General features: G+C 69.4%; 19 protein-coding genes and 1 riboswitch. Of the genes, 7 read left to right on the forward strand and 12 right to left on the reverse strand.

Going from position 1 to position 23,843, the window contains the following annotated elements; genetic code table 11:
- The first annotated feature begins 82 nt into the window (after positions 1–82).
- From H8B22_RS09850 to H8B22_RS09860, 3 genes are all read left to right on the forward strand, one after another.
- On the forward strand, positions 83–763 hold the full coding sequence (locus H8B22_RS09850) for a response regulator transcription factor (RefSeq protein WP_187711256.1): 681 nt from the start codon (positions 83–85) through the stop codon (positions 761–763).
- A gap of 100 nt (positions 764–863) precedes the next feature.
- Positions 864–2,207 (forward strand): sensor histidine kinase, encoded by a 1,344-nt coding sequence (locus tag H8B22_RS09855; protein WP_407060808.1) that lies wholly within the window; start codon positions 864–866, stop codon positions 2,205–2,207.
- Between the two features lie 242 nt (positions 2,208–2,449).
- Positions 2,450–3,685: an MFS transporter gene (locus tag H8B22_RS09860; protein ID WP_187711258.1), complete on the forward strand. Its 1,236-nt coding sequence runs from the start codon at positions 2,450–2,452 to the stop codon at positions 3,683–3,685.
- Positions 3,686–3,764: 79 nt separating this feature from the next.
- Here the strand turns inward: H8B22_RS09860 and H8B22_RS09865 are convergent, their stop codons facing one another.
- From H8B22_RS09865 to metK, 7 genes are all read right to left on the reverse strand, one after another.
- Positions 3,765–4,682, reverse strand: a complete 918-nt coding sequence (locus H8B22_RS09865) for a branched-chain amino acid transaminase (RefSeq protein ID WP_187711259.1) — start codon at positions 4,680–4,682, stop codon at positions 3,765–3,767.
- A 128-nt stretch (positions 4,683–4,810) separates the two neighbouring features.
- The gene (locus tag H8B22_RS09870) at positions 4,811–6,088 is read right to left on the reverse strand and encodes a M12 family metallo-peptidase (RefSeq protein ID WP_187711260.1); all 1,278 of its coding nucleotides are present in this window, start codon (positions 6,086–6,088) and stop codon (positions 4,811–4,813) included.
- 203 nt (positions 6,089–6,291) lie between these two features.
- Entirely contained in the window at positions 6,292–6,909 is a 618-nt protein-coding gene (locus tag H8B22_RS09875; RefSeq protein WP_187711261.1) for a DUF4124 domain-containing protein, read from the reverse strand.
- 64 nt (positions 6,910–6,973) lie between these two features.
- Complete coding sequence (locus tag H8B22_RS09880) at positions 6,974–7,612, reverse strand: hypothetical protein (protein ID WP_187711262.1); 639 nt, start codon at positions 7,610–7,612, stop codon at positions 6,974–6,976.
- A 146-nt stretch (positions 7,613–7,758) separates the two neighbouring features.
- Positions 7,759–8,589, reverse strand: coding sequence for a methylenetetrahydrofolate reductase [NAD(P)H] (gene metF / locus H8B22_RS09885; protein ID WP_187711263.1), 831 nt, complete (start codon positions 8,587–8,589; stop codon positions 7,759–7,761).
- A gap of 211 nt (positions 8,590–8,800) precedes the next feature.
- Positions 8,801–10,231: an adenosylhomocysteinase gene (ahcY, locus tag H8B22_RS09890; RefSeq protein WP_187711264.1), complete on the reverse strand. Its 1,431-nt coding sequence runs from the start codon at positions 10,229–10,231 to the stop codon at positions 8,801–8,803.
- A gap of 40 nt (positions 10,232–10,271) precedes the next feature.
- A riboswitch (S-adenosyl-L-homocysteine riboswitch) is annotated at positions 10,272–10,356 on the reverse strand.
- A gap of 153 nt (positions 10,357–10,509) precedes the next feature.
- Positions 10,510–11,727, reverse strand: a complete 1,218-nt coding sequence (gene metK, locus H8B22_RS09895; protein WP_187711265.1) for a methionine adenosyltransferase — start codon at positions 11,725–11,727, stop codon at positions 10,510–10,512.
- Positions 11,728–12,024: 297 nt separating this feature from the next.
- Between metK and H8B22_RS09900 the strand changes: the two genes are divergently transcribed.
- On the forward strand, positions 12,025–13,749 hold the full coding sequence (locus H8B22_RS09900; protein WP_187711266.1) for a lysophospholipid acyltransferase family protein: 1,725 nt from the start codon (positions 12,025–12,027) through the stop codon (positions 13,747–13,749).
- On the forward strand, positions 13,746–14,573 hold the full coding sequence (locus tag H8B22_RS09905) for a UDP-2,3-diacylglucosamine diphosphatase (RefSeq protein ID WP_187711267.1): 828 nt from the start codon (positions 13,746–13,748) through the stop codon (positions 14,571–14,573). The genes H8B22_RS09900 and H8B22_RS09905 overlap by 4 nt, the downstream gene beginning before the upstream one ends.
- A gap of 115 nt (positions 14,574–14,688) precedes the next feature.
- On the opposite strand, the gene H8B22_RS09910 is transcribed toward H8B22_RS09905, so the two are convergent.
- On the reverse strand, positions 14,689–17,220 hold the full coding sequence (locus H8B22_RS09910) for a serine/threonine-protein kinase (RefSeq protein ID WP_187711268.1): 2,532 nt from the start codon (positions 17,218–17,220) through the stop codon (positions 14,689–14,691).
- A gap of 15 nt (positions 17,221–17,235) precedes the next feature.
- Entirely contained in the window at positions 17,236–17,937 is a 702-nt protein-coding gene (locus H8B22_RS09915; protein WP_187711269.1) for an RNA polymerase sigma factor, read from the reverse strand.
- 181 nt (positions 17,938–18,118) lie between these two features.
- Between H8B22_RS09915 and H8B22_RS09920 the strand changes: the two genes are divergently transcribed.
- Positions 18,119–19,177, forward strand: a complete 1,059-nt coding sequence (locus tag H8B22_RS09920) for a metal-dependent hydrolase (RefSeq protein ID WP_187711270.1) — start codon at positions 18,119–18,121, stop codon at positions 19,175–19,177.
- Positions 19,178–19,212: 35 nt separating this feature from the next.
- On the opposite strand, the gene H8B22_RS09925 is transcribed toward H8B22_RS09920, so the two are convergent.
- The gene (locus H8B22_RS09925) at positions 19,213–19,539 is read right to left on the reverse strand and encodes a hypothetical protein (protein ID WP_187711271.1); all 327 of its coding nucleotides are present in this window, start codon (positions 19,537–19,539) and stop codon (positions 19,213–19,215) included.
- A 282-nt stretch (positions 19,540–19,821) separates the two neighbouring features.
- On the opposite strand from H8B22_RS09925, the gene H8B22_RS09930 reads away from it, so the two are divergent.
- Positions 19,822–19,974, forward strand: a complete 153-nt coding sequence (locus H8B22_RS09930) for a hypothetical protein (protein ID WP_187711272.1) — start codon at positions 19,822–19,824, stop codon at positions 19,972–19,974.
- Between the two features lie 54 nt (positions 19,975–20,028).
- Here the strand turns inward: H8B22_RS09930 and dusB are convergent, their stop codons facing one another.
- Both dusB and H8B22_RS14760 read right to left on the reverse strand, forming a co-directional pair.
- Positions 20,029–21,042: a tRNA dihydrouridine synthase DusB gene (gene dusB, locus H8B22_RS09935; protein ID WP_187711273.1), complete on the reverse strand. Its 1,014-nt coding sequence runs from the start codon at positions 21,040–21,042 to the stop codon at positions 20,029–20,031.
- A gap of 52 nt (positions 21,043–21,094) precedes the next feature.
- Positions 21,095–23,692 carry an N-acetylmuramidase domain-containing protein gene (locus H8B22_RS14760; RefSeq protein WP_208456887.1) on the reverse strand — a complete coding sequence of 866 codons (2,598 nt, stop codon included), beginning with the start codon at positions 23,690–23,692 and terminating at the stop codon, positions 21,095–21,097.
- Positions 23,693–23,843: the final 151 nt, after the last annotated feature.

A 23,843-nucleotide genomic window follows, 5' to 3' on the forward strand; every position in this document is an offset into this window, starting at 1 on the left:
GACGCTCCGGTCGCATCGCGATCGCTACCGGAACCCGGCGACGACTGCACGGTCGAAGCCCTACCTGTATACGGACCGACACATGCGCATCCTCGTCATCGAAGACAATCAGGACATCGCAGCCAACCTCGGCGACTTCCTCGAGGACCGCGGCCACACCGTGGACTTCGCCGCCGACGGCATCACCGGCCTGCATCTGGCGGTCGTGCACGAATTCGATGCGATCGTGCTGGATCTCAACCTGCCGGGCCTCGACGGCCTAGAGGTCTGTCGCAAGCTGCGCAACGAGGCGCGCAAACAGACCCCGGTGCTGGTGCTGACCGCGCGCGATTCGCTGGACAACAAGCTCGCCGGTTTCGATTCCGGCGCCGACGACTACCTGATCAAGCCGTTCGCGCTGCAGGAAGTCGAGGTGCGCCTGAATGCGCTGGCGCGGCGCGGCCGCGGCGTGCAGACGCGCGTGCTCAACACCGCCGACCTCGAATACAACCTCGATACGCTGGAAGTGCGCCGCCAGGGCAAGCTGCTGCAGCTCAATCCCACCGCGCTGAAGATCCTGCAGGCGCTGATGGAGGCCTCGCCGGCGGTGGTGACGCGCCAGGAACTGGAAACGCGCGTCTGGGGCGAGGAGCTGCCGGATTCGGATTCGCTGCGCGTGCACATCCACGGCCTGCGCGCGGTGGTGGACAAGCCGTTCGACACGCCGCTGATCCAGACCCGCCACGGCATCGGCTATCGCATCGCCGCGCCCGAGAACGGCTGACGCGGGCTCGCGAGGAGCGCAGGGGACGTGATCGCGGAATCCGTGGCCGGGGCATCGCCGGCAAGCCGCGCGCGGTGCGCGCGGGCGGGCCTTGCCTGACATGGGCAACGAGTCCGCTCCCGTCGCCGCGCGCAAGCCGAAGCCGCGTTATCGGCGGCAGCTGCGCAGCCGCATCATCCTCGCGTTCGTACTGCTGGGGTTTGGCCTGACGGCGTTGTTCGCGTACGCGACCAACTGGACGCGCTCCCGCGTGGAGAACGCGCTGGTCGAGGACGTGATGAACCGCAACATCAGCGCGTACGCCGAGCAGTTCGCGCGCGACCCGGAAAACCCGCAGTTCGCGGTCGACCAGATCCGAGCCTTCGTCTATACGCCGGACAAGTTCGACTCGGTGCGCCTCAACCGGCCCGAGTGGTATGGCTTGCCCGACGGCATCCACGGCATCGTCGGCACCGACGAGCAGGGCCACCCGCTCAGCTACAAGCTCGCCGTGCGCAAGACGCCGCAGGCCTGGTTCTTCCTCGCCTACGACATGACCCAGACCATGCGCGGCGAGGAGCGCTTCAACCGCGCGATCTACCTTTCCGTGGTCGTCTTCACCCTGCTCTCGCTGGTGGTGGGCCTGTGGGCCGCGTCGCGCGTGATGAGCCCGGTGGTCGAACTGGCCAACCGGCTGCAGCAGTCGGGCAGCAGCTCCGAGCCCGAGGCGCTCGCCGCGCACTTCCCCGACGACGAAGTGGGGCAGCTCGCCGAAGCGCTCGACGACTACGCCGACCGACTGACCCACGTCGTCCAGCGCGACCGCGAATTCAACGCCGACGTGAGCCACGAGCTGCGCACGCCGCTGGCGGTGATCCGGGGCGCGGTGGAGTTGCTGCTGTCGCGCCCGGAGATGGACGAGAAGACCCGCGCGCGCCTGCAGCGCATCCAGCGCGCCGAACAGCAGTGCACCGACCTGATCAGCGCGCTGCTGCTGCTCTCGCGCAACGAGCGCGGCCACGGCGCGACCGATGTCGGCAAGGTCGTCGAGCAGCTGCTCGACATCCACCGCGCGCAGCTGGGCGGCAAGCCGTTGGCGCTGATGCTGGAAGGCCAGCGCGGGCTGGTGGTCGATGCGCCCGAGGCCGCGGTCTCGGTGGCCCTGGGCAATCTCATCGGCAATGCGGTGAAGTACACGACGCAGGGCGAGGTGGTGGTGCGCATGCATCCCAAGGCGGTGGAGGTGATCGACTCCGGCCCGGGGCTGAGTGCGGAAGACGCGGCCAAGCTGTTCGAGCGCGGTTACCGCGGCACGCACGCGGGCCACTCGCAGGGCGGGGGCATCGGCCTGTCGATCGTGCGCCGGCTGTGCGACCTCTACGGCTGGGACGTGCGCGTGCTGCCCGGCGGCACCCGCGGCGTGGTCGCGATCCTCACCTTCGGCCGCGACGCCAGCCTGGCCTAGGGGCATTCGCGCAACCGCGCCCGGCGGTCGGACAGGACGGTCCCGCGGCGTTTAGCCGGCGCTGGTGTCCACCGCCGCGACCGCGTCGAGCCGACCCCGCGTCGCGGCTTTGCCGGATCGGGCCACCCCGTGCGCGGAAATCGTTTGCAGGGCCGTGGATGGCACGCAGCGGTGCATTGGGCCGGTTGGCGGCGCTTGTTGCATTGCACAATATGGAGTCATCCCCCCGCACCGGACCCCTCATGGCGGATTCCCTCGCCCCGGCCGCACCGGCCACCGTCGCGCGCACGCCCGCTCCGGACGCGGTGCGGGCGATCCTGTTCGCCCTGGCCCTGGGCGGCTTCGCCATCGGCACCAGCGAGTTCGCCGCGATGGGGCTGATGCCGGACATGGCGCGCGACCTGGCGGTGAACGAACCCCAGGTCGGCCACGCGATCAGCGCCTATGCGCTGGGGGTGGTGGTCGGCGCGCCGCTGCTCGCGCTGCTCGGCGCGCGCCTGCGCCGGCGGCCGCTGCTGCTGGCGCTGATGGCGTTCTACGCGCTCGGCAACCTGGCCAGCGCGTTGGCGCCCGGCTACGCCTCGCTGCTGCTGTTCCGCTTCATTGCCGGGCTGCCGCACGGCGCGTACTTCGGCGTGGCGGCGCTGGTGGCCGCGTCGGTGAGCCCGCCGGAGCAGCGCGGCGTCGCCGTGAGCCGGCCGCTGCTGGGCCTGGCGATCGCGCTGCTGGTCGGCAATCCGCTGGTGACCTGGCTCGGCCAGTCGCTGTCGTGGCGTTACGCGTTCGGCGTGGTCGCGGCGCTGGCGCTGCTCACCGTGGCGATGGTGGCGCGCACGCTGCCTGTCGATCCCGCCGAGCCGCGCGCGGATCCGCTGCGCGAGCTGCGCGACTTCAACACCGCGCCGGTGTGGCTGACCCTGGGCATCGGCGCAATTGGTTTTGCCGGCATGTTCTGCGTCTTCAGCTACCTCGCGCCGACGATGATCCACGTCACCGGCACGCCCGAGGCGTGGACGCCGTTCGCGCTGGCCGCGTTCGGCGTCGGCGGGCTGCTCGGCAACCTGCTCGGCGGCAAGGTGTTCGACCGCTTCGGTTTCCGCGGCGCCGCGCTGTTGCTGGTGTGGTCGACGCTGGTGCTGCTGGCGTTCCCGCTGGCGGCGCGCTCGATCTACAGCCTGATCCCGGCGGTGATCGCGGTCGGCACGATGGGCGCGCTCGCGTCCGTCTTGCAGGCGCACCTGATCGACGTGGCGGGCAGCGCGCAGACCCTCGCCGCCGCTTCCAACCATTCCGCGTTCAACGCGGCCAACGCGCTGGGGCCGTGGCTCGGTGGCATGGCGATCACCGCGGGCTGGGGCTGGACTGCGACGGGTTACGTCGGCGCGGCGACGGCGGTCGGCGGGCTGCTGGTGTACGCGCTGGCGCGTCGGGTCGAAGGGCGGCGCGAGCGCCTGCAGGCGGCGTTCGATTGCGCCTGATCGCGATGCGCACATATCGCTGAAATCAAAAAAGCCGGGGAATCCCCGGCTTTTTCCTGTGCCAGTGAAGCGCGGCTGCTTACAGCGGCTCGAGCCAGCCGTACTTGTCCGGGGTCTTGCCGTCGAACAGGCCGAAGAACAGCTCCTGGATGCGGCGCGTCACTGCACCCGGCTTGCCGGTGCCGACCTGGCGGCCGTCGACCGAGCGGATCGGGGTGATTTCCGCCGCGGTGCCGCACATGAACAGCTCGTCGCACAGGTACAGGTATTCGCGCGGCAGGTCGCGCTCGACGACTTCGATGCCGTTGTCGCGGGCGAGGGTGATGATGCTGTTGCGGGTCAGGCCATTGAGCAGGGCCGCGCTCACCGGCGAGGTGTGCAGCGCGCCATCGAAGACGAGGAACAGGTTCTCGCCGGCGCCTTCGCTGAGCAGGCCGGTGGACGCCAGCGCGATGCCTTCGCCGAAGCCGAGGCGGCGCGCCTCGCGTGCGACCAGCTGGCCCGACAGGTAGTTGCCGCCGGCCTTGGCGCCCGCGGGCAGGGTGTTGGGGGCGAAGCGCTGCCAGCTCGACACGCAGGCGTCGATGCCCTGTTCGACCACGCTGGCGCCGAGGTACTGGCCCATCTTCCAGGTGGCGACGGCGACGTCGGTCGGCGTGTCGGCGGACAGGCCGAAACCGCCCAGGCCGCGGTAGGCGACCGGGCGCAGGTAGTCGGTGGTGTTGTCGTTGGCCTTGATCACTTCACGGCAGGCGGCGTTGATCTCGTCCAGCGAATACGGGATCGCCATGTCGTAGATCTTGGCCGACGCGTACAGGCGCTTGTTGTGGTCGGTGAGGCGGAAGATCACCGGGCCGTTCGGCGTCTGGTAGCTGCGGATGCCCTCGAAGACGGACGAGCCGTAGTGCACGACGTGCGCCATCACGTGCGTGGTCGCCTCGGCCCAGCGCTTGATCTCGCCGTTGTGCCAGATCCATTCGGGGTATTGCGTGGCCATGCCGGTTCTCGCGGGGGAAAGACCGCTAGTTTAGCGCCCGGGGCTGCCGCACACGAACGGAAAAGGCCGCGCGGTTGCCCGCGCGGCCTTCCTTGTCCCGACTGGGAGTGCTGTTCAAAAGCCGCTGCTCAGCGGTAGCCGGCGACGGTCGCCTTGGTCTCCACCAGCACGCGCTGGTTGTGGCTCTTGTCGTAGCTGCCCATCGGTACGCCACCGTAGGTGACCGACGGGTTGGACCAGTAGTTCAGGCGCGGGCAGCCGGCGCCGGCGCAGTTGTAGGCCATGATCGTGCGCCAGGCGCTGCCCGGGGCCTGGTAGCCGTGGCCGTAGGCGTAGGGCGTGTTGGTGGGATCGTTGGTGGGGTCGTGGCGCGCGGACTGCAGGTGGCCGATCTCGTGGGCGAAGCTGTAGTAGCCGGTGATGCAGTCCCAGTACGCCGTGGCGAACGCGGTCGCGGCGGTGGAGCCGATGCCCGACGCCAGGCCGCAGGCCGAGGCGTCGTTCCCCACCAGCACCATCACGTCGGCGGCGTTGGCGTCGCGCACGGCGTGCACGTTGTCCATGTAGCCGTCGCTGGTGCCGCGGAAGCGCGACAGGTCGGTGCTCATGCCGACGGTGCCGTAGGTCGTGGTCGAGTAGTTGGCCAGCACCATGTTGATGCCGATGTTGGAGTTGACGTAGCCCTGGTTGGACTCGGCGACGGCCAGTTCGGTCAGTGCCTGCATGTCGCCGCCGTAAGCCGCGATCGCATCGTTGGTGGCGACGACCATCACGCGGATGGTCTGGGTCGGGCCCGGTTCCACCGGCGTGCCGCCGCCACCGCAGTTGGTGCGACAGGGCTTGCCCTTGGCGGTCACGTTGGTCCTGTCGCGCACGGCCTGCTCGAAGATGGCGCGGTAGGCGTCTTCGGGGTGGTCGGCGGGCATGCGGCTTTCGTCGACTTCGACGACCGCGGTCGCGCCGCTCGGCAGCGGACGGATGCGATACAGCTGGCCATCCACGCGGACGTTGCCAGTGATCTGGTTGCCGCGACGGACCAGCACGATATCGTTGAGCGGATCGGCGCCGGTTTCGCGCGGCGCATAACCGGTGCTGCGCGCGTGCTGCACGTGGCCGTACCACACGTCGCTGCCGCTGCCCGTGCGTTCGCTGCGGGAGCGGTTGGCGGTGATCGCGCGGCCGCCGACGGTCAGTTCGATCTGTGCGCCATCGCTGGCGCCGGCATCGACGTTGACCAGCTTGATGTCGCGCGTGCTGGGATTGGCGAGCAGCTGCTCGAGGGCGCGAGTGTTGCGCGCATCGGCCTGGCCATTGCCGGCCACGAACAGCGGCTTGCCGGCAGCACCGGCGACGCCGGCAATGAGCAGGCTGGCAGCGCCGGCCACGAGGGGAAGCGATCGGTTCATTGCAGCTCCTGTTGTGTGGCTGCGATGGCCCGGTCGCAGGAACGTGGATCGTTCGCGGCGAGTCTGGCAAAGGAAGCGAAGGGGTCGCACGCCGCGATGCAGCAGCGTTGGAGCGTACTGCGGGGTATGTTGCGCGGGCACGCCGCACGGTGGCGCCGAGGCGCGGGATCACGCCGCGACGTGTGCGACGAAACCTTCGACGCTCAGAAGCGCAGCCACCAGCAGCCGAAGTAGTGCGTCAGGCCGAACACCGTGCGCGAAGGCGTGGCGCTGTTGCCGACGGTCTGCTCGACGCGCAGCGCAACCGGATTGCGCCGCACCGTGGTCTGCGGATACAGGTCGCCGTCGGCCTGCGCGGGCGGCGCGGACGTGGCGACGCCATCCGCATCGTCGCTGTCGGCGGTTGTAGTTTCCGGTGCCGGATTGCTGGCCGGCATCACCGGGACGATGTCGACCAGCGGCCGGCTCGCGATCGCATCCAGGCGCATCCAGATCCGGTACCCCGCGTCGGCCGACGTGCCGGGCCAGTGGTACACGCCGGCCAGGCGGTTGGCATCGCGCGCGTCGATGGCGCTGGTCATCTCGAAGACGAGGTCCTGCAGCGTGCGCGCGCAGCCGCCGGCGCGCCGCACCCGCGCGGCAGCGGGCGCGTCGTCGCGCGGCAGGCGCTCGACGGCATCGACTTCGGTGCACTTGCGGTCGGTGAAGATGGTCTGCCCGCTCGCGGTCACGCAGCGCCGCACGTCCGCCTGCGCAGGCCGCGGCCACAGCGACAGCAGTGCGCAGAACAGCAGCAGGGGAAGGAGGGGACGGAGCGGCATGGCGGCAGCCTAGCGCCGCCGATCCGGTGCGGATAGTGCGGTGCCGCCCAGAACCGCACGCCGGTCAAGCCGCGATGAAGTAGCAGCCGGCGTAGCGACGCACGTTGAAGTCGACGATGCGCCCGCTGTGGTCGGCGAACACCAGTTGCATCAGGCCCGCGTCGCGCGGCATCGCATGCGCCGCGTCTTCGCCGGAGCCGATCCAGGCGGCGAGGAAGCGCGCGTCGCTCAGCGGTTGCGTCGACAACCGCTCGAGTTGCTTCATCACCGGCAGAGCCTGGCGCTGGTTCATGCCGGCCCAGTGGTAGCTCTCGGCAACGCGATTGACGTCGTGCAGCGCGAAGGCGCCGACCAGGTCGCGCGAAAGCTGGTCGGGAGAGCGCGCGCAACCGGCTGCTGCCGAACGGCGGCCGGGCACGACAACCTGCAAGGACGCGCCGGCATCCGCGTAGGCGCCCATTGCGGTGGCATCGGAGCGGCTTTCTGCCGCCGCCAGGGCCAGGCGAATGGCGAGGTCATCGGAAAGACGCGTCGGTTGCGCCTGGAACAACGCACAGGGCTTGTCGGTGTAGACGGCGTTGCCGTCGGTCGTTTCGCAGCGCTGGATGATCGAATCAGCGGGCGCGCCCACATCGCGCGAATGCGCCACGCCGAAGGCGGACAGGGCGAGAACCGGCAGCAAGGCAAGGGCAAGTGTTTTCACGACACGCGGCGTCTGGGGCACGCCGCGATCTTCCATGGCGCCGGGTCAACGACGCGTATGAAGCCGCCGATTCAGCCTGAACCTGTGCTGTTCGACGACGGAGGTTCAGCGACGTGCAAATGCAGTGATCGTCGCCGCGCGCAACCTCACTCCAGCCGCGCGAGCACGCCGAGCGTCGGCTTGGACAGATTGAGCGTGTAGAAGTGCAGGCCGGGGGCACCGCCGTCGATCAGCCGCTGGCACAGGCTGGCGACGAAATCCGAGGCGAATTCGCGCACGCTGTCGACGTCGTCGCCGAAGGCCTGCATGCGCTTGCCGATCCAGCGCGGGATCTCCGCGCCGCAGGCTTCGGAGAAACGGCGCAGCTGGGTGAAATTGGAGATCGGCATGATGCCCGGGACGATCGGCACGTCGATGCCGAGCCGGCGCGCATCGTCGACGAAGCGGAAATACGCGTCGGCGTTGTAGAAGTACTGGGTGATCGCGCCGTTCGCGCCGGCTTCCACCTTGCGCTTGAAGTTGCGCAGGTCGGCAAGCGCATCGTCGGCCTGCGGATGGCACTCCGGATACGCCGCGACTTCGATGTGGAAGAAGCCGTTGTATTCGGTGCGGATGAATTCGACCAGGTCGGAGGCGTAGCGGAAATCGCCGGCGCGGCCCATGCCCGACGGCAGGTCGCCGCGCAGGGCGACGATGCGCCGGCAGCCCATGGCCTTGTAGCGCAACAGCAGCTCGCCCAGTTCGGCGCGTGTGCCGCCGACGCAGGACAGGTGCGGCGCGGCGTCGAGGCCGTGGTGCGCGTGCAGGCGCTCGATCGTTTCCGGGGTGTACGACAGGGTCGAGCCGCCCGCGCCGAAGGTGCACGAGACGTAGTCCGGCTTGAGCGACTTGAGCCGCGCGGCGGTCTTGTCCAGCTGCGCGCGCTGTTCGTCGGTCTTGGGCGGATAGAACTCGAAGCTGAGGGCGGGGAGGGGCATGCGGCGGGCCGTGGATCGGGTTTTCCGGAAGTCTATCGCTTCATCGCGATGATAGGAAATAACGATCCGATAGGTAGCGCGACCGGCCGTTCGCCCGGCGTCCAATCAGGTGAGGGATGACGTCGGAGGTGGGCTGGCAGGCGCCGTCGTGCACAAAGAAAAACGGGCGCCGAAGCGCCCGTTTTCCGTACGGCCTGCCGCGTGATGGCGATCAGTAGCGGTAGTGATCCGGCTTGTACGGGCCTTCCACGGCCACGCCGAGGTAATCGGCCTGGTCCTGGGTCAGCGTGGTCAGCTTCACGCCGATCTTCTCCAGGTGCAGGCGCGCGACTTCCTCGTCCAGCTTCTTCGGCAGGATGTAGACGCCGACTTCGTAGTTGTCCTTGTTCGCCCACAGGTCCAGCTGCGCAAGCGTCTGGTTGGAGAACGAGTTGGACATCACGAAGCTCGGGTGGCCGGTGGCGCAGCCCAGGTTCACCAGGCGGCCTTCGGCCAGCAGGAAGATGCTGTTGCCGTTGGCGAAGGTGTACTTGTCGACCTGCGGCTTGATGTTGAGCTTCTTCGCGCCCGAGGCGTTCAGCGCATCGACCTGGATCTCGTTGTCGAAGTGGCCGATGTTGCAGACGATCGCCTGGTCCTTCATCTGCGACATGTGCGACAGCGTCAGCACGTCCTTGTTGCCGGTGGTGGTGACGTAGATGTCGCCACGGCCCAGCGTCGACTCGACCGTGTTGACCTCGAAGCCTTCCATCGCGGCCTGCAGGGCGTTGATCGGGTCGATCTCGGTGACCACCACGCGCGCGCCGTAGGCACGCAGCGAGTGCGCCGAACCCTTGCCGACGTCGCCATAGCCGCACACGACGGCGACCTTGCCGGCGAGCATCACGTCCATCGCGCGCTTGAGGCCGTCGGCCAGCGATTCGCGGCAGCCGTACAGGTTGTCGAACTTCGACTTGGTGACCGAGTCGTTGACGTTGATCGCCGGCACCAGCAGCTTGCCCTGTTCGGCGAGCTGGTACAGGCGGTGCACGCCGGTGGTGGTCTCTTCCGACACGCCCTTCCAGTCCTTGACCACGCCGGCGAAGAAGCCCGGACGCTCGGCATGGACGCGCTTGAGCAGGTTCTTGATCACCTGCTCCTCGTGGTTCGACGACGGGGTGTTGACCCAGTCGGAACCGTTCTCGAGCTCGAAGCCCTTGTGGATCAGCAGGGTGACGTCGCCGCCGTCGTCGACGACGAGTTCCGGACCCTTGTTGCCCGGGAAGGTCAGCGCGTCGAGCGTGCAGTCCCAGTATTCCTCCAGCGATTCGCCCTTCCACGCGAACACCGGCGTGCCCGACTTGGCGATCGCGGCGGCGGCGTGGTCCTGGGTCGAGAAGATGTTGCACGAGGCCCAGCGCACGTCGGCGCCGAGATCGCGCAGCGTCTCGATCAGCACCGCGGTCTGGATGGTCATGTGCAGCGAGCCGGTGACGCGCACGCCCTTGAGCGGCTTGCCAGCGGCGTACTTGCGGCGGATCGACATCAGGCCCGGCATTTCCTGCTCGGCGATGTCGATTTCCTTGCGGCCCCAATCGGCCAGCGATATGTCGGCAACCTTGTAGTCGCCTTCGGTGGAGAAGGTCTTCGGTACGGCGTTCATGTGCAGCTCCGTTGTTTGGAAGTCCGTTTGGCTGGACTTGCATTAACGGGCGCCGTTGTTGCGTTTGGAACCTCGCCGAGCCTGGCCGCGGGTGATTCACCGCAGTCGCAGCGCCCCTCGGCGGGGCAGGGTGGAATTCTACCGCGTCGCGCCCCGCGATGGCCGCGGGCGCGGGCCCGAAAAGGGCCATTCAGCGTAGGAAACCGGTTCGGGAGCGGCAACGAAAACGGGCCGCTACGCGGCCCGCTTCGTACTCCTTTTCGATTGCGAAGCCGGGCTTACTTCTTCAGCCCGGCATCCTTGCGCAACGCGTCGGCGCGATCCGTCTTCTCCCACGAGAAGGCCGTCGCCTTGTGCTTCTTGCCGGCACCGTCGGTGTAGCTGATTTCCTTCGGCTTGCGGCCGAAGTGGCCGTAGCTGGCGGTCGGCTGGTAGATCGGGTGCTCCAGGTCGAGCATCTTGGTGATGCCGTACGGGCGCAGGTCGAAGTGCTTGCGGATCAGCTTCTCGATCTTGTCGTCGCTGATCTTGCCGGTGCCGAAGGTGGTGACCGAGATCGAGGTCGGCTCGGCGACGCCGATCGCGTACGAGACCTGCACTTCGCACTTGTCGGCCAGGCCGGCAGCGACGATGTTCTTGGCGACGTAGCGCGCCGCGTAGGCCGCGGAACGGTCGACCTTCGACGGATCCTTGCCCGAGAACGCGCCGCCACCGTGACGGGCCATGCCGCCGTAGCTGTCGACGATGATCTTGCGGCCGGTCAGGCCGCAGTCGCCCACCGGACCACCGATCACGAACTTGCCGGTCGGGTTGATGTGCACCTTGTTCTTCGGCAGCGCGTCGAGCCACTTCTTCGGCAGCACCGGCACGAGGATTTCCGAACGCACGGCTTCGATCAGGTCCTTCTGCTTGATGTCCGGATCGTGCTGCGTCGACAGCACGACGGCGTCGAGGCCGAGGATGCTGTTGCCGTCGTAGCGCAGGGTGACCTGCGACTTCGCGTCCGGACGCAGCCACTTGAGCTTGCCGTTCTTGCGCACCTTGGCCTGCTGTTCGACCAGGCGGTGGCTGTAGTACAGCGGCGCCGGCATGAATTCCGGGGCTTCCACGCAGGCGTAGCCGAACATCAGGCCCTGGTCGCCCGCGCCCTGTTCTTCCGGCTTCTTGCGGTCGACGCCCTGGTTGATGTCGGGCGACTGCTTGCCGAGCATGTTGATGATCGCGCAGGTGTGGCCGTCGAAGCCGACGTCGGAGTTGTCGTAGCCGATGTCGTTGATGACCTTGCGTGCCAGCGCTTCGATGTCGACCCACGCCGAGGTGGTGACTTCGCCGGCGACGATCGCGGCGCCGGTCTTCACCATCGTTTCGCAGGCCACGCGCGCGCGCTTGTCCTGCGCGAGGATCGCGTCGAGGACGGCGTCGGAGATCTGGTCGGCGATCTTGTCCGGATGGCCTTCGGAGACGGATTCGGAGGTGAAGAGGTAGCTGGTGGACATCGAGGCTTCCTTTAGGAATATCCCTTCATGGGGATGAAAAGATGGCCGCGCATGATACAGGCTGAAGCTGGCCAGTGCATGAAGGGGCATTGTGCGCCCGCCCGCGGCGGGCTCAAAGCGCCGCACCGCCACTGCCGCGCGCGTGGCCGCGGCCGCGCAAGTCCTGGCGTGGCCCGCTCGAAGAACGGCTGAGGCGCCAGAAACAGTACGTTCCGTTGCTGTCACATCCCTGTCGCCGTCCCGCAGCCTGCCTGTCGCATCGCGCCCCCAGGCTGCCGGCCGAAAGGGGGCACGGCGATGCAGAAGTTCGAGCAGCAGCTTCAACAGCGATTCCCGCACTGGTTCCGCGGCCGCCGCGCCAGGCTGGCGCAGCCGCTGCTGCGGGCGATCGGGCGCTGGTCGAGGTTCGACGCCATCGCCGGCTTCCTCGCCCGCAGCGGCCACCTGCGCGACTTCGAGTTCGTGCGCGGCGCGCTGGATTTCCTGCAGGCCCGCTATGTCGCCGACGCCGCCGAGCTGCGCCGCATTCCGGCCAGCGGCCGCCTGCTGATCGTCGCCAACCATCCTTCCGGCGCGCTGGACGCGCTGGCCCTGCTCGACGCGGTGGGCCAGGTGCGCCGCGACGTGAGGATCATCGCCAACGACCTGCTCTCGGCGCTGGAGCCGCTCTCGGGGTTGCTGCTGCCGATCCGCATCGTCGGCGGCCGGCCCGGCGCCGAGAGCCTGCACGCCGTCGAGCAGGCGCTGCGCGACGAAGTCTGCGTGATCGTGTTCCCGGCCGGCGAGGTCGCGCGGCTGGGCCTGCGCGGCGTCACCGACGGGCGCTGGCGCCGCGGCTTCCTGCGTTTCGCCCGCGCCACGGCCACGCCGGTGTTGCCGGTGCGCGTGGAAACGCGCAATTCGGCGCTGTTCTACGGCGCGTCCGCCCTGTTCAAGCCGGCCGGCACCGCGCTGCTGGCGCGCGAGATGTTCGCGCGCGGCGCGCGCCGCATCGCCCTGCGCATCGGCCACCCGCTGCGGTTGCCGGCCGACGGCAAGCCGACCAACCTGTTGCGCCAGGTCCGCCGCGAACTGCATGCCATCGGTACCCCGCGCGAACGCGTCGCACCGATCGGGCCGGAGGCGTTGGTCGACGCGGTCGATCCGGCGCAGGTGCGCGCCGGCGTGGAGGCGATGGAGCTGCTCGGCCAGACCTTCGACGGCAAGCAGATCCGCGTCGGCCGCCTCGCCGCCGGCGCGCCGCTGTTGCGCGAGATCGGCCGCCTGCGCGAACTGACCTTCCGCGCGGTGGGCGAGGGGACCGGCCTGCGCCTCGACGTCGACCTGTACGACAGCTGGTACGAACACATCGTGCTATGGGACGCGGCGGCGGGAAGGATCGCCGGCGCCTATCGCCTCGCGCGCGGCGCCGCGGTGCTGCCCGAGCGCGGCCTGGCCGGCTTCTACACCGCGTCCCTGTTCGACTACGCCGACGACGCGTTGCCGCGCATGCGCGAAGGCATGGAGCTGGGCCGCAGCTTCGTCGCGCCCGAGTACTGGGGCAGCCGCAGCATCGACTACCTGTGGCAGGGCATCGGCGCGTACCTGCTGCGGCATCCGGACGTGCGTTATCTGTTCGGCCCGGTCTCGATCAGCGCGGCATTGCCGATCGAGGCGCGCGAGCAGATCGTCGCCTATTACGCGCGTTATTACGGCAGCTGCGAGCGCTGCGCGGCCTCGAAGCAGCCGTTCGCCTATCGCGCCGCGCCGCCGCGTTTCGGCGATGACCTCGATGCGGCAATGGCGTTCCGCGTGCTGCGCAACAACCTCGACGCGCTCGGCGCCACCCTGCCGATGCTGTACAAGCAGTACACCGACCTGTGCGAACCCGGCGGCGCGCGCTTCCTTGCGTTCGGCGTGGATCCCGCCTTCAGCGACTCGGTCGACGGGTTGATCGAAGTCGACCTTCAGCGCCTGCGCGCGAAGAAGCGCGAGCGCTACCTCGTCGCGGCAGAGACGCGCGCTGTCGAGGTGACGGAATGAACGCGCCGATCGCGACGCTGGCCCCGCGCCGGCGCGCGGTCTTCGTGTCCGACGTGCACCTGGGCTCCAAGCACTGCCATGCCGCGGAGCTGGCCGACTTCCTGGCGACGCTGCGCTGCGACCGGCTCTACCTGGTCGGCGACATCGTCGACCTGTGGTGGCTGGCGTCGCGGCGGGCGACGTGGAAGGACGCGCACAACCGCGTGCTCGAGGCGCTGCATGTGCTGCGCCGCGCCGGCACCGAAATCGTCTACGTGCCCGGCAATCACGACCGTCCGGTGCGCCGCTTCTGCGGACTGGCGCTGCCGCGCATGACGATCCGCCGCCGCACCATCCACGTCACTGCCGACGGCCGCCGCCTGCTGGTGGTGCACGGCGACGACTACGACGCGGTGACGCACTTCGGCAGCCTGCAGGAGAAGTTCGGCGACTGGCTGTACTACCGCATCCTCACCGGCAACCGCGTGGTGAATGCGGTGCGCCAGCGCCTGGGCCTGCGTTACTGGTCGCTGGCCGAGTTCCTCAAGCGCCAGAGCGGCGCTGCCGAACGCTACATCGCCCGCTTCGTGCAGGCGGGGCTCGATGATGCGCAGCGGCGCGGCGTCGACGGCATCGTCTGCGGGCACATCCACCGCGCGGCGTTGTTCGAGCGCGACGGCTGCGTCTACGCCAACGACGGCGACTGGGTCGAGAGCCTGACCGCGCTCGCCGAGGATCCCGACGGCACCCTGCGCCTGCTGACGCACGCGGGCGAGACGCTGGCACAGCTGCCGCCGCGGCCGCGCGCGGCCCTGGCGGCGGCAGACTTGCCACGGGTTGCGTAAGCGTCGCAGCCGCAGCATGCAATGACGTGCTGTTCCGGAAGGCGATGTGGATCATCCCGACGGCTCGCTTGACTGCGCGTCATCCCGATCGGACTGCGCACGTGAGCGGATGCAATCACCGCGTCATGCCCGGGTGTTTGCCCCTTGCCGCTCGATCGTCGTCCGGTCGCGCATCGGCCACGCGTTTCGCGCCGTCGCCGCGATCGTGCGCGGGCAGTTTCGCCATGCGCGCGCGGACGTCGCGCACCCACGGGTGCCGCGGCCCCCAGCCTTCGTCGAAGATGCGTTCGGCCACCGCGTAGTGCGCGCGGGCTTCGGCGTAACGGCCCTGCTGCGCGCGCAGCTGGCCCATGCTGCGTTCGATGATGCCGCGGCGGACGTTGTTGCCGGGCAGGGTGCTGCGGGCGAGTTCCAGGCCTTCGCGAAGATACGGCTCGGCCTGCGCGGGCTCCTGCTTGCGCAGGTAGGCGCGGCCCATCGTGTCGAGCAGCAGGATGACGTAGGCCTGGCGGCGACGGCCGGTGCGATCGACCGACTCCAGCGCCTGCCGCAGCAGCGGGATCGCCGCATCGGGGCGGTCCAGCTCGACGTAGGCCTCGGCGACGCGGTTCATCGAGTAGTGCGTCCACTTGTGGTCGGCGCCCTGCACGCGGATGCGCTCGCGCAGGGCCTGCTGCAGCAGCGGCAGCGCCTTCGCCGGCTCGCCGCGCTCCAGCCGCACCAGCCCCAGGTAGTGCACCGCCGTCAGCGTGCGCGGGTGGCTGTCGCCGATGGTTTCGACCAGGCCTTCGTGGACGTGGGCGAACAGCGCGTCGGCTTCTTCCCAGTCGCCGCGCATCATCAGCATGTCGCCCAGCGACACCAGCCGCCACAGGTATTCGGGGTGGTTCGCGCCCAGTTGCTGGCGCGAGCGCAGCAGCGCGTTCTCCAGCGCGGCCATGGCCTCGTCCCAGCGGTTGGTTTCGGTGTACAGCTCCGCCAGCGTGGTATCGATCTCGGCGAGCGCTTCCGGCGCCTGCATCGAGTCGTTGCGCACCGCCTGCAGTTCGCGCAGGGCGGGTTCGAACTGGTCGGTTTCGTACAGCATCATCGCGTGCGCGCGGCGCACCCGCAGCGTGCGCGCGCTGGTGCGGCCCGCCTGCTGTTCCAGGGTCGGCAGCAGGGTGCGGTACACCTCTTCCGCGCGCTGGTACTGCGCATCGGAGGTCAGCGCCAGGGCGAGGTACTCGGCGGCTTCCAGGGTTTGCGGATGGGTCGGCCCGAGCGCGTTGCGCGCGTCCAGGTACGTGCGTTCCAACCGCGTCCGCGCCGCCTGCCAGTGGCCCTGGCCGAGCCAGGCGCGACCGATCGACAGGCCGATCTGCGCGCGCGCCGCGGGCTGGTCGGCGAAGCTTGCGTCGAGGCGCGCCTCGGCGCGCGTAAGCAGACCGGCCATGTCGCGGTCGACGCGATACGGGTCGGCGATCGCCAGCAGGTCGTCGTTGATGAAGCGGTTGACCTCGCGCGCGGCGGTGGCGTTGCGCTCGGCGCGGCGCCACTGCAACGACGTGGCGGCGATGCCGGCGACCAGGGCGACGCCCGCGCCGGCCACCGCGAAGGCGAGCGCGGGATCGCGTCGCATCCAGTGGCCGAAGCGCTGCCACACGTTGAGCGGGCGCGCGCGCACCGGGCGTCCTTCGAGGTAGCGGCCGAGGTCGTCGGCGAGCGCGCGCGCGGTGACGTAGCGCTGCTGCGGCGACCGTGCCAGGCATTTCGCGCAGATCGCTTCCAGGTCGCGGTGCACGTCGGCGCTGCGGCTGAGCTTGCGCACGCGGCCCTCGCGCACCAGTCGCAGCGTCTCGGCCGCGGTCGGCGCCAGGAACGGCGGCGAGCCGGCCACGCATTCGTACAGGATCGTGCCCAGCCCCCACACGTCGGTGGCGGGAGTGAGCACGCCGTGCTGCGCGTCGGTCTGCTCCGGCGCCATGTAGCTGGGCGTGCCGAGCACGTGCTGGTTCTCCACGCTCAGGCCGCGGCCGAGCCGGCGGGCGAGGCCGAAGTCGGCGATCTTCGGCGTGCCGGCGCGGTCGAGCAGGATGTTCGACGGCTTCAGGTCGAGGTGCAGCACGCCCAGGCGGTGCGCGTAATCCACCGCTTCGGCGATGGTGCGGGTCAGCACCGCGGCGTCCTTCGGCGACAACGCGTGCTCGCGATCGAGGCAGCGGTCCAGGGTTTCGCCGCGCACCAGTTCCATCGCGTAGTAGATCAGCCCTTCCTGCTCGCCGATCGCGTACACGCCGACGATGTTGGGGTGGTGCAGGCGCGCCGCGCTCTGCGCCTCGTACTTGAACATCGCGATGAAGTCGTCCGACGCCCACGGGCCGGCCGACAACAACTTCAGCGCGACATCGCGATCGAGCGAGGCCTGGCGGGCGTGATAGACCGAGCCCATGCCACCCTCGCCGATGCGTTCGATCAGCTCGAAGTCGCCGAAGCTGCGCTGCTCGGGATCGTCGAGGTCGAGGACCGGCGCGTCGTCGTCGTGGCGCCCCGTGGCGGCGGCTCGCTTGATTCTGCCGTCGGTGCGCAGCGTCGACAGGTTGAAGGCCACGCGGGCGACGCCGTGCATCGACGGCGGCGCGCGCCGGCCCGGATCCTGCGGCTTCACGGCCGCGGCTCCGCCTCAGTCGTCGATGTGCTTGAGCGTGTCGCGCAGGTCATGCAGTTCCGCCTCCACTTCCTCAGGGCTGCTGCACGTGTCGGCCACTTCCTCGCGCACCAGTTCGCGCAGGCGCGCGCGCAGGCGATGCACGGCGACCGCGATGGTGTTGGCGCGCATTCCGAGCGCGTTGCTCATGCGCTGGTAGTCGTCGACCGCTGGCCGCTCGGCGAGGTAGGGACTGAGCTGCTCGAACAGCTGCTGCCGGCCGGCGCGGTGGGCCTCGTCGCGCAGGCGCGCGTAGCTTCGATCGAGCACGGTCATCGCCCAGGTGCGCTGAAACACGCGCTCGGGGCTCTCGCCATGGGGCGCTTCCAGCCGTTCCAGTTCGTCGTCGCCGGCAATCCGGCGCACGCCGCCGCCACGCTTGAGGGTGTTGGCGGCCTCGTCCGCGCTGATCAGGAAGCGGCGGATCGCCACCAGCAGGTAGGCGCGGAAATGCCCGCGCGCGGGATCGGCGACGGCATCCCAGCGCCCTTCCAGGAAGCGGGTGAAGAACTCCTGGGTGAGGTCCTCCGCATCGGTGCGCGAATAGCCGTGGCGGCATACGTAGGCGAGCACCGGGGTGCGGTAGGTGCGGCAGATTTCTTCCAGCGCGCGGCGCGACGACCGCGGTTCGCGGGCGTCGAGGATCAGGCTCCAGCGGGTCGTTGCGAATCGTGCCATTGCCGCTCCCAGTGCAGTGACCTGCGCCGTCCTGGCAATGCGTCCAGCAGATGCCGCGCGGGCGCGCGATGCCATTACCGGATCGGGTGAGGCGACTCACGCATTACTAACGTCGGTTCGCGCGCGAAATTACGCCGGCCGGCGGCTCGTCTTGCCGGTCGCCCCTCGGTAGCATCGCGGCATGGATTCGATCACCCATCTGTTCGTCGGCGGTGCGATTGCCGCCGCACTCGCGCCTGCCTCGCAGCGGCGCGCCGCACTGCTGGCCGGCGCCGCGCTCAACAGCCTGCCCGACCTCGACGTGCTGCCGCTGCTGCTCAGCGACGACCCGGTCATCCGCATGGTCTGGCATCGCGGCGCCACGCATTCGCTGTTCCTGCTGCCGTTGGTCGGCTGGGCCCTGTGGGCCTGGTTCCGCCGGCGCGGCGGCCGCGTGGCGCAGGCGCCGACGCGCTGGTTCTGGATCTTCCAGTGCGCGCTGCTGTCGCATCCGCTGCTGGACGCGTTCACCGTCTACGGCACGCAGCTGCTGTGGCCGCTGCCGCTGCCGCCGATGATGTGGTCCAGCCTCTTCATCATCGACCCACTGTTCAGCCTGTGCCTCGCGGTTCCGTGCGTGGTCGCCTGGATCGCGCGCGAACGCCTGCTGGCGCAGCGCGCGCTGATCGCGGGACTGGCGTTGGCGCTGGCGTACCTGGGCCTGTCGCAGCTGGCCAAGCACCGGGTCGAACGCGAGGCCGGGCGCGCGCTGGCGCAACGCGGGCTGCAGGACGCGCCGCGGTTCTCGGTGCCGATGCCGTTCAACATCCTGCTGTGGCGCGTGGTCGCCATGACCCCGGATGGATTCGTCGAGGGCGAGCGTTCGCTGGTGGCGGACCACGGGCCGATGCGGTTCGTCGCGTATCACAGCGATGCCGCGGCGCTGGCGGCCGTGCGCAGGTACGCGGCCGTGGGCCGGCTGCTGTGGTTCAACCACGGCTTCGTCAAGGCGCAGCGCAGCGGCGCCGTGCTGGTGCTGTCCGACCTGCGGATGGGGGCGGAACCGGACTATTCGTTCCGCTTTGCGGTGGCCGCGCGCGAAGGCGGGAGCTGGAAGGAGATTCCACCGCAGCAGTTGCGCTGGCCATGGGAGGCGCGGCGCCGGCTCGATGCGATGTGGCGGCGCATCTGGAAGGCGCCGCCCACATCGCAGTCACGTCCGGCAGCTCGCGTGGAGGCTGGCCGGGCTGTCGAGCCGTGAGTCCTGGAGGTGATGCTCCTGGTTACGGAGTGTCGTTACGGGGTGTTCCTGTTACTGCGGTTTTCCTCGAGGGCCGCAAGCAGTGCGCGGGCCTTGGTGTCGGGGGATGCCGCGATCAGCTCGCCGTGGGTCATGAGCTGGTCGTAACGGCCTTCGCCGATCGCCCGACGCAGCTTGTCGACGCTGCGCTGGTAGGTGTAGGTGTACTCGGCGAACGAGGTGCGGGTGCCGAGGATCATGTTGACCTTGCGTTCGCTGAGCCCGGTCTCCTGGGCCAGCTGCTTGCAGGGATCGTCACCGGCCAGTGCCGGGGCGGAAACGGCCATCAAGGCGGCCGTGAGTAGTGCGAGCCGGATGTTCATGGGTAGCCTCCAGTTGAGTGCAACGTCGATGTGCAGCCTCGACGTGGAACGCCCGGGACCGATGCGGCGGAATGTCGCAAGGGGGACAGTCCCGTACTGCGTAATTCACCAATTGCGCGATGCGATTACATCGCCCATTCGACGTTATTACTTCTGGCCCCGGGAACAAGGCTCATGGTCGTCACGACAATGCGCGCACATCGATGCGGCAAGAACGATCAATGCAGCGGCATGTTTCCGCGCGGAATGCGCAGTTCGTTTCAGTTGCTACTTTTTTGAGGCATGACCATGGTCATGCCTGGCGCGAAAATGGCAGGAAGGAGGGTGTGCGCGACGCGGCTGGCGCGCATCAACGCGACAAGAACGATCAATGCCGGCGCCGCGTTTTCGCGGGAAGCAGAAATTCGTTTCAGTTGCGACTTTCCCGGTACATGACCATGGTCATGTGCCTCGCCACATGGCACGAAAAATGTCGCGGTCGATGCGGCGTCAGGCCGCGGCCGGAAGCGCCGGCGCCACGCCCGCCACCAGGGCATCGAAGTAGTCGCGGGTCAGTCGCAGTTGCGCCTCGGCGCTTTCCGCGCGGTTGACGACGGCGCGGAAAGCCGCCCGCTGTTCATCGGAGTGTTCGGGACGGTCCTTCGCGTACCAACCCAGGTGCTTGCGCGCGATGCGCACGCCGGCCTGTTCGCCGTAGAACGCGTGCAGGTGTTCGAGGTGCGCGAGCAGGATGTCGCGCACTTCGGCCAACGCCGGTTCCGGCAGCAGTTCGCCGGTCGCGAGGTGGTGCGCGATCTCGCGGAAGATCCACGGCCGGCCCTGCGCCGCGCGCCCGACCATGACCGCGTCGACGCCGGTCGCCGCGAGCACCGCCGCGGCCTTCTGCGGCGAGTCGATGTCGCCGTTGGCCATCACCGGGATGGACAGGTGCGACTTGATCTCGGCGATGGTGTCGTACTCGGCGACGCCGGTGTATTGCTGGTCGCGGGTGCGGCCGTGGATGGCGAGCGCGGCGATGCCCGCGGTTTCGGCGATGCGCGCGATGGCGAGGGCATTGCGCTGGTCGGCGGCCCAGCCGGTGCGGATCTTCAGCGTCACCGGCACATTCGCCGCGGCGACCACCGCGTCGAGGATGCGCGCGACCAGCGCTTCGTCGCGCATCAGCGCGGAGCCGGCCCAGGCGTTGCAGACCTTCTTCGCCGGGCAGCCCATGTTGATGTCGATGATCTGCGCGCCGTGGTCGACGTTGTAGCGCGCGGCGTCGGCCATCACCTCGGGCACGGTGCCGGCGATCTGCACGCTGATCGGCGCGGGCTCGCCGTCGTGGTCCATGCGGTGGCGCGACTTCGCGGTGTTCCAGAAGCGCGGATCCGACGTGGTCATCTCCGACACGCACAGGCCCGCGCCCAGGCGCTTGCACAGCACCCGGAAGGGCTTGTCGGTCACCCCCGCCATGGGGGCGAGGATGACGCGCGGGCTGATGTCGTGGGGGCCGATCCGCATGCGGCCATTGTACGGGCGGCGCCCCGACGCACTGCCGGCGCGGCGGCGTGCCCTACGCGTCGTGGATGAACGCGGCCACCGCCGCGCGCACGGCGGTGTCGTTGTCCAGGCCGCCGTGGGTGGTGGCGCGCGTGGCCGCATCGCCGGGCCGCCAGCTGGCACCGGGGCAGCGCAGCTGCTGCACCTGCCCGCCCCAGGCATGCGTGGGCAGGGCGGGCACCAGGTGCTTTTCCATGCCCAGGATCGGCGTTTCCTTGTGGCCCTCGAACGAGCGCGAGACCAGGTACAGCAGCGAGTGCCCGTACGGCTTGCAGGTGTCGTCGGCGCGTTCGGCGGCGTCGGTGAGGTTGGCCAGCAGCACGGGAATCCTGCGGCCGGCGATCGCGGCGCCGAGGTGACGGTCGAATTCGTCCAGCCGCACCGCCGCAGCCAGCAGGCTGAGCGAGGACACGGTGAAGCCCTGCTTCAGCGCGGCCGCGCCCAGGTGCGCCTGCACGATGGAACCGGCCGAGTGGCCGATCAGGTGCAGGCGCAGCGGCGGCAGCGTGCCCTGCGTCGATGCCTTGCGCAGCAGTGCCAGCAGTTGCACCACGCCGGCCTCGCGCGCCTGCGAGATGTCGCGCGCGTTGTCCTTCATCTCGTTCCACAGCAGTCGGCCGGGCAGGCGCGCGAGGCCCTCCAGGCGTTCGTTCCACCACTCTCGCAGTTCGTCCTTGAAGCGGTTCCAGCGCTCGCCGCCGGTCTTCTCCGCCTCGCCGCGCACTGCGTCCTCGAAGATGTTGCCGAGCGTCTGGAAGGCGCCGGTTTCCCACATCAGGAAGATCGGGAAGATGCGGTTCGAATACAGGTACGGGATCCACGCGCGCGCGGTTTCCGCCGCGGCGTCCTCGCTGGTCAGGCCGCCGTGCGCGTACAGCGCGATGTCGAGGTGGCCCGTGCCGCCGGCGCCCCACAGCGCGGCGGCGTGCGGCAGGTGGTGTTCGATCAGCAGGCGCAGGTCGTCGGGCGAGGTGCGGAAGCGGCCGCGTTCGCTGAGCCGGCCTTCGTTCTCCATGTCGATCACGAACGGCGAGATCTCGTGGTAGGCGAGGGTGGCATCGCGCGAGACCACCACCGTGCCGGCGGGATCGGTGCGCAACGACGGCGCGCGCGCCACGCGTTCGTGGTCGGTGGTGACCGCGCCCAGCTGCACCACCCAGCAGTCCATCGCATTCGCCAGCCAGTCGCCGTAGGGCAGCACCGCGAAGCCGCCGCGGCCCCACGCCGGTCCCCACGAGTTCTGCACGATGAAGCCGTCGCAGGTGTAGCCGACGATGGCGAAGGCGTGGCCCTGGTCGCGCGCGCCGGTGCCGGCCTGCAGCAGCGGCACTTCGGCGATGGACGCCGGTGCCGGTGAGCGCTGGTCCTGCAGCAGCGCATCCCAGCCGGTGTGGGTGTAGGCGCTGGCGTAGACCGCGCCGACTTCGGCCAGGGCGACGTGCATGTCGCGGATGTTCTTCGGGTCGATGCGGTAGTACGCACCCAGCGGCCGCTTCACCGCATCCAGCCACCAGTCGGATTCGTCGTTGGTCGCGCGCGGCATCGACAGGCCGCGCCACAGGCGTTCGGCGCTCGCGCCGTGGTGCGCCCAGCCTTTGAGCGCGCCGCGCAGCGACGAGCCGCTGTCGGTCTCGTCGCCTTCCTCGGCCCATTCGTCGTAGCGCCGGGCCATGCTGTAGAGCATGAAGCCGGACATCAGCTCGACCGGCCGCTGCGCGCGATCGAGCAGGTACTCGATCACCGTCGCCAGGGCGAAGCCGGTGCAGGCGTTGGTCTGGCCCTGTTGCTTCACTGGCTTGGGATCGTGCGGCATCAGCGCGTCGCGTGGCGCGATGGCGATGCTGGGGCGGTATTCCCAGTCGCGCAGGTCGACCGCGTCGGGGCGGACGTTGCGGCGGCGTGGATTCTCGCGGCGGATCTCGACGATGCGCGTGAAGCCGTCGCGGCCCGGCGGCAACGCCGATGCCTTGCCCGCGGCCGCCTTGCGTGGTGCCGCTGCGGACAGCGTCGCCGCCCAGCGCGCCTGCGCCGCGGCCAGACGCGTGTCGTAACCGTGCGTGGCGAACCCCGGGCCGTTGTAGGCGCGCGCGAAGGCCTTCCAGTTGTGGCTGCGCAGCGCCGGCAGGAACGGCGGGCGCGACACGAACTTCACCATCAGCGCCAGTTGCCGGGTGGCGCCCTCGTACTGCTGCGCCACGAACGCCTCGACATCGGCGCAGCCGCAGTAGGGGTAGTTGAAGCCCATGATCTGGAACAACCCCCAGCTCGCCGACTGCAGCGCGGCGATGCGGTCGAGCCGGCAGGCGGCGTCCAGGCGCCGCCATTCGCCGGCCAGGGTGCCGGCGTACTTGCGCCGGTTCCACTTCGGATAACTCAGGTCGGGATGCTCGCGGTCGTAGCGCCCGCCGGTGAGGCGGTGGAAGGCGTGGCCTTCGAACAGCACCTTCGGCCTGTCGGAGGGGGCGGGCAGGAAGCCGTCGCCGTTGGATTCCACCTCCGCCACCGCACGCAGGGTGGCTTCGTCGATCTCCAGTGCGCGTGCGAATTCGCTCCAGGCGGCGTCGGCGACTAGGCGCCTGTCGGCCGCGGTCCTGCGGGGTGCGGTGCCCATGTGCGTCTCCCTGCGTCGATCCGTCGAGATCCTTCACCAGCGACGCCGGGATAGCAGGCGTCCACTTCCTGCAACGTGAAGAACGCCACCGCAACGGACACGTTGTCGGCGGCGATGGCCAGCATGCCTGCACGCGGTCGCCGGGATTGAG

Origin of the sequence: Lysobacter terrestris (genome assembly GCF_014489475.1) — a bacterium.
GTDB lineage: Bacteria > Pseudomonadota > Gammaproteobacteria > Xanthomonadales > Xanthomonadaceae > Agrilutibacter > Agrilutibacter terrestris.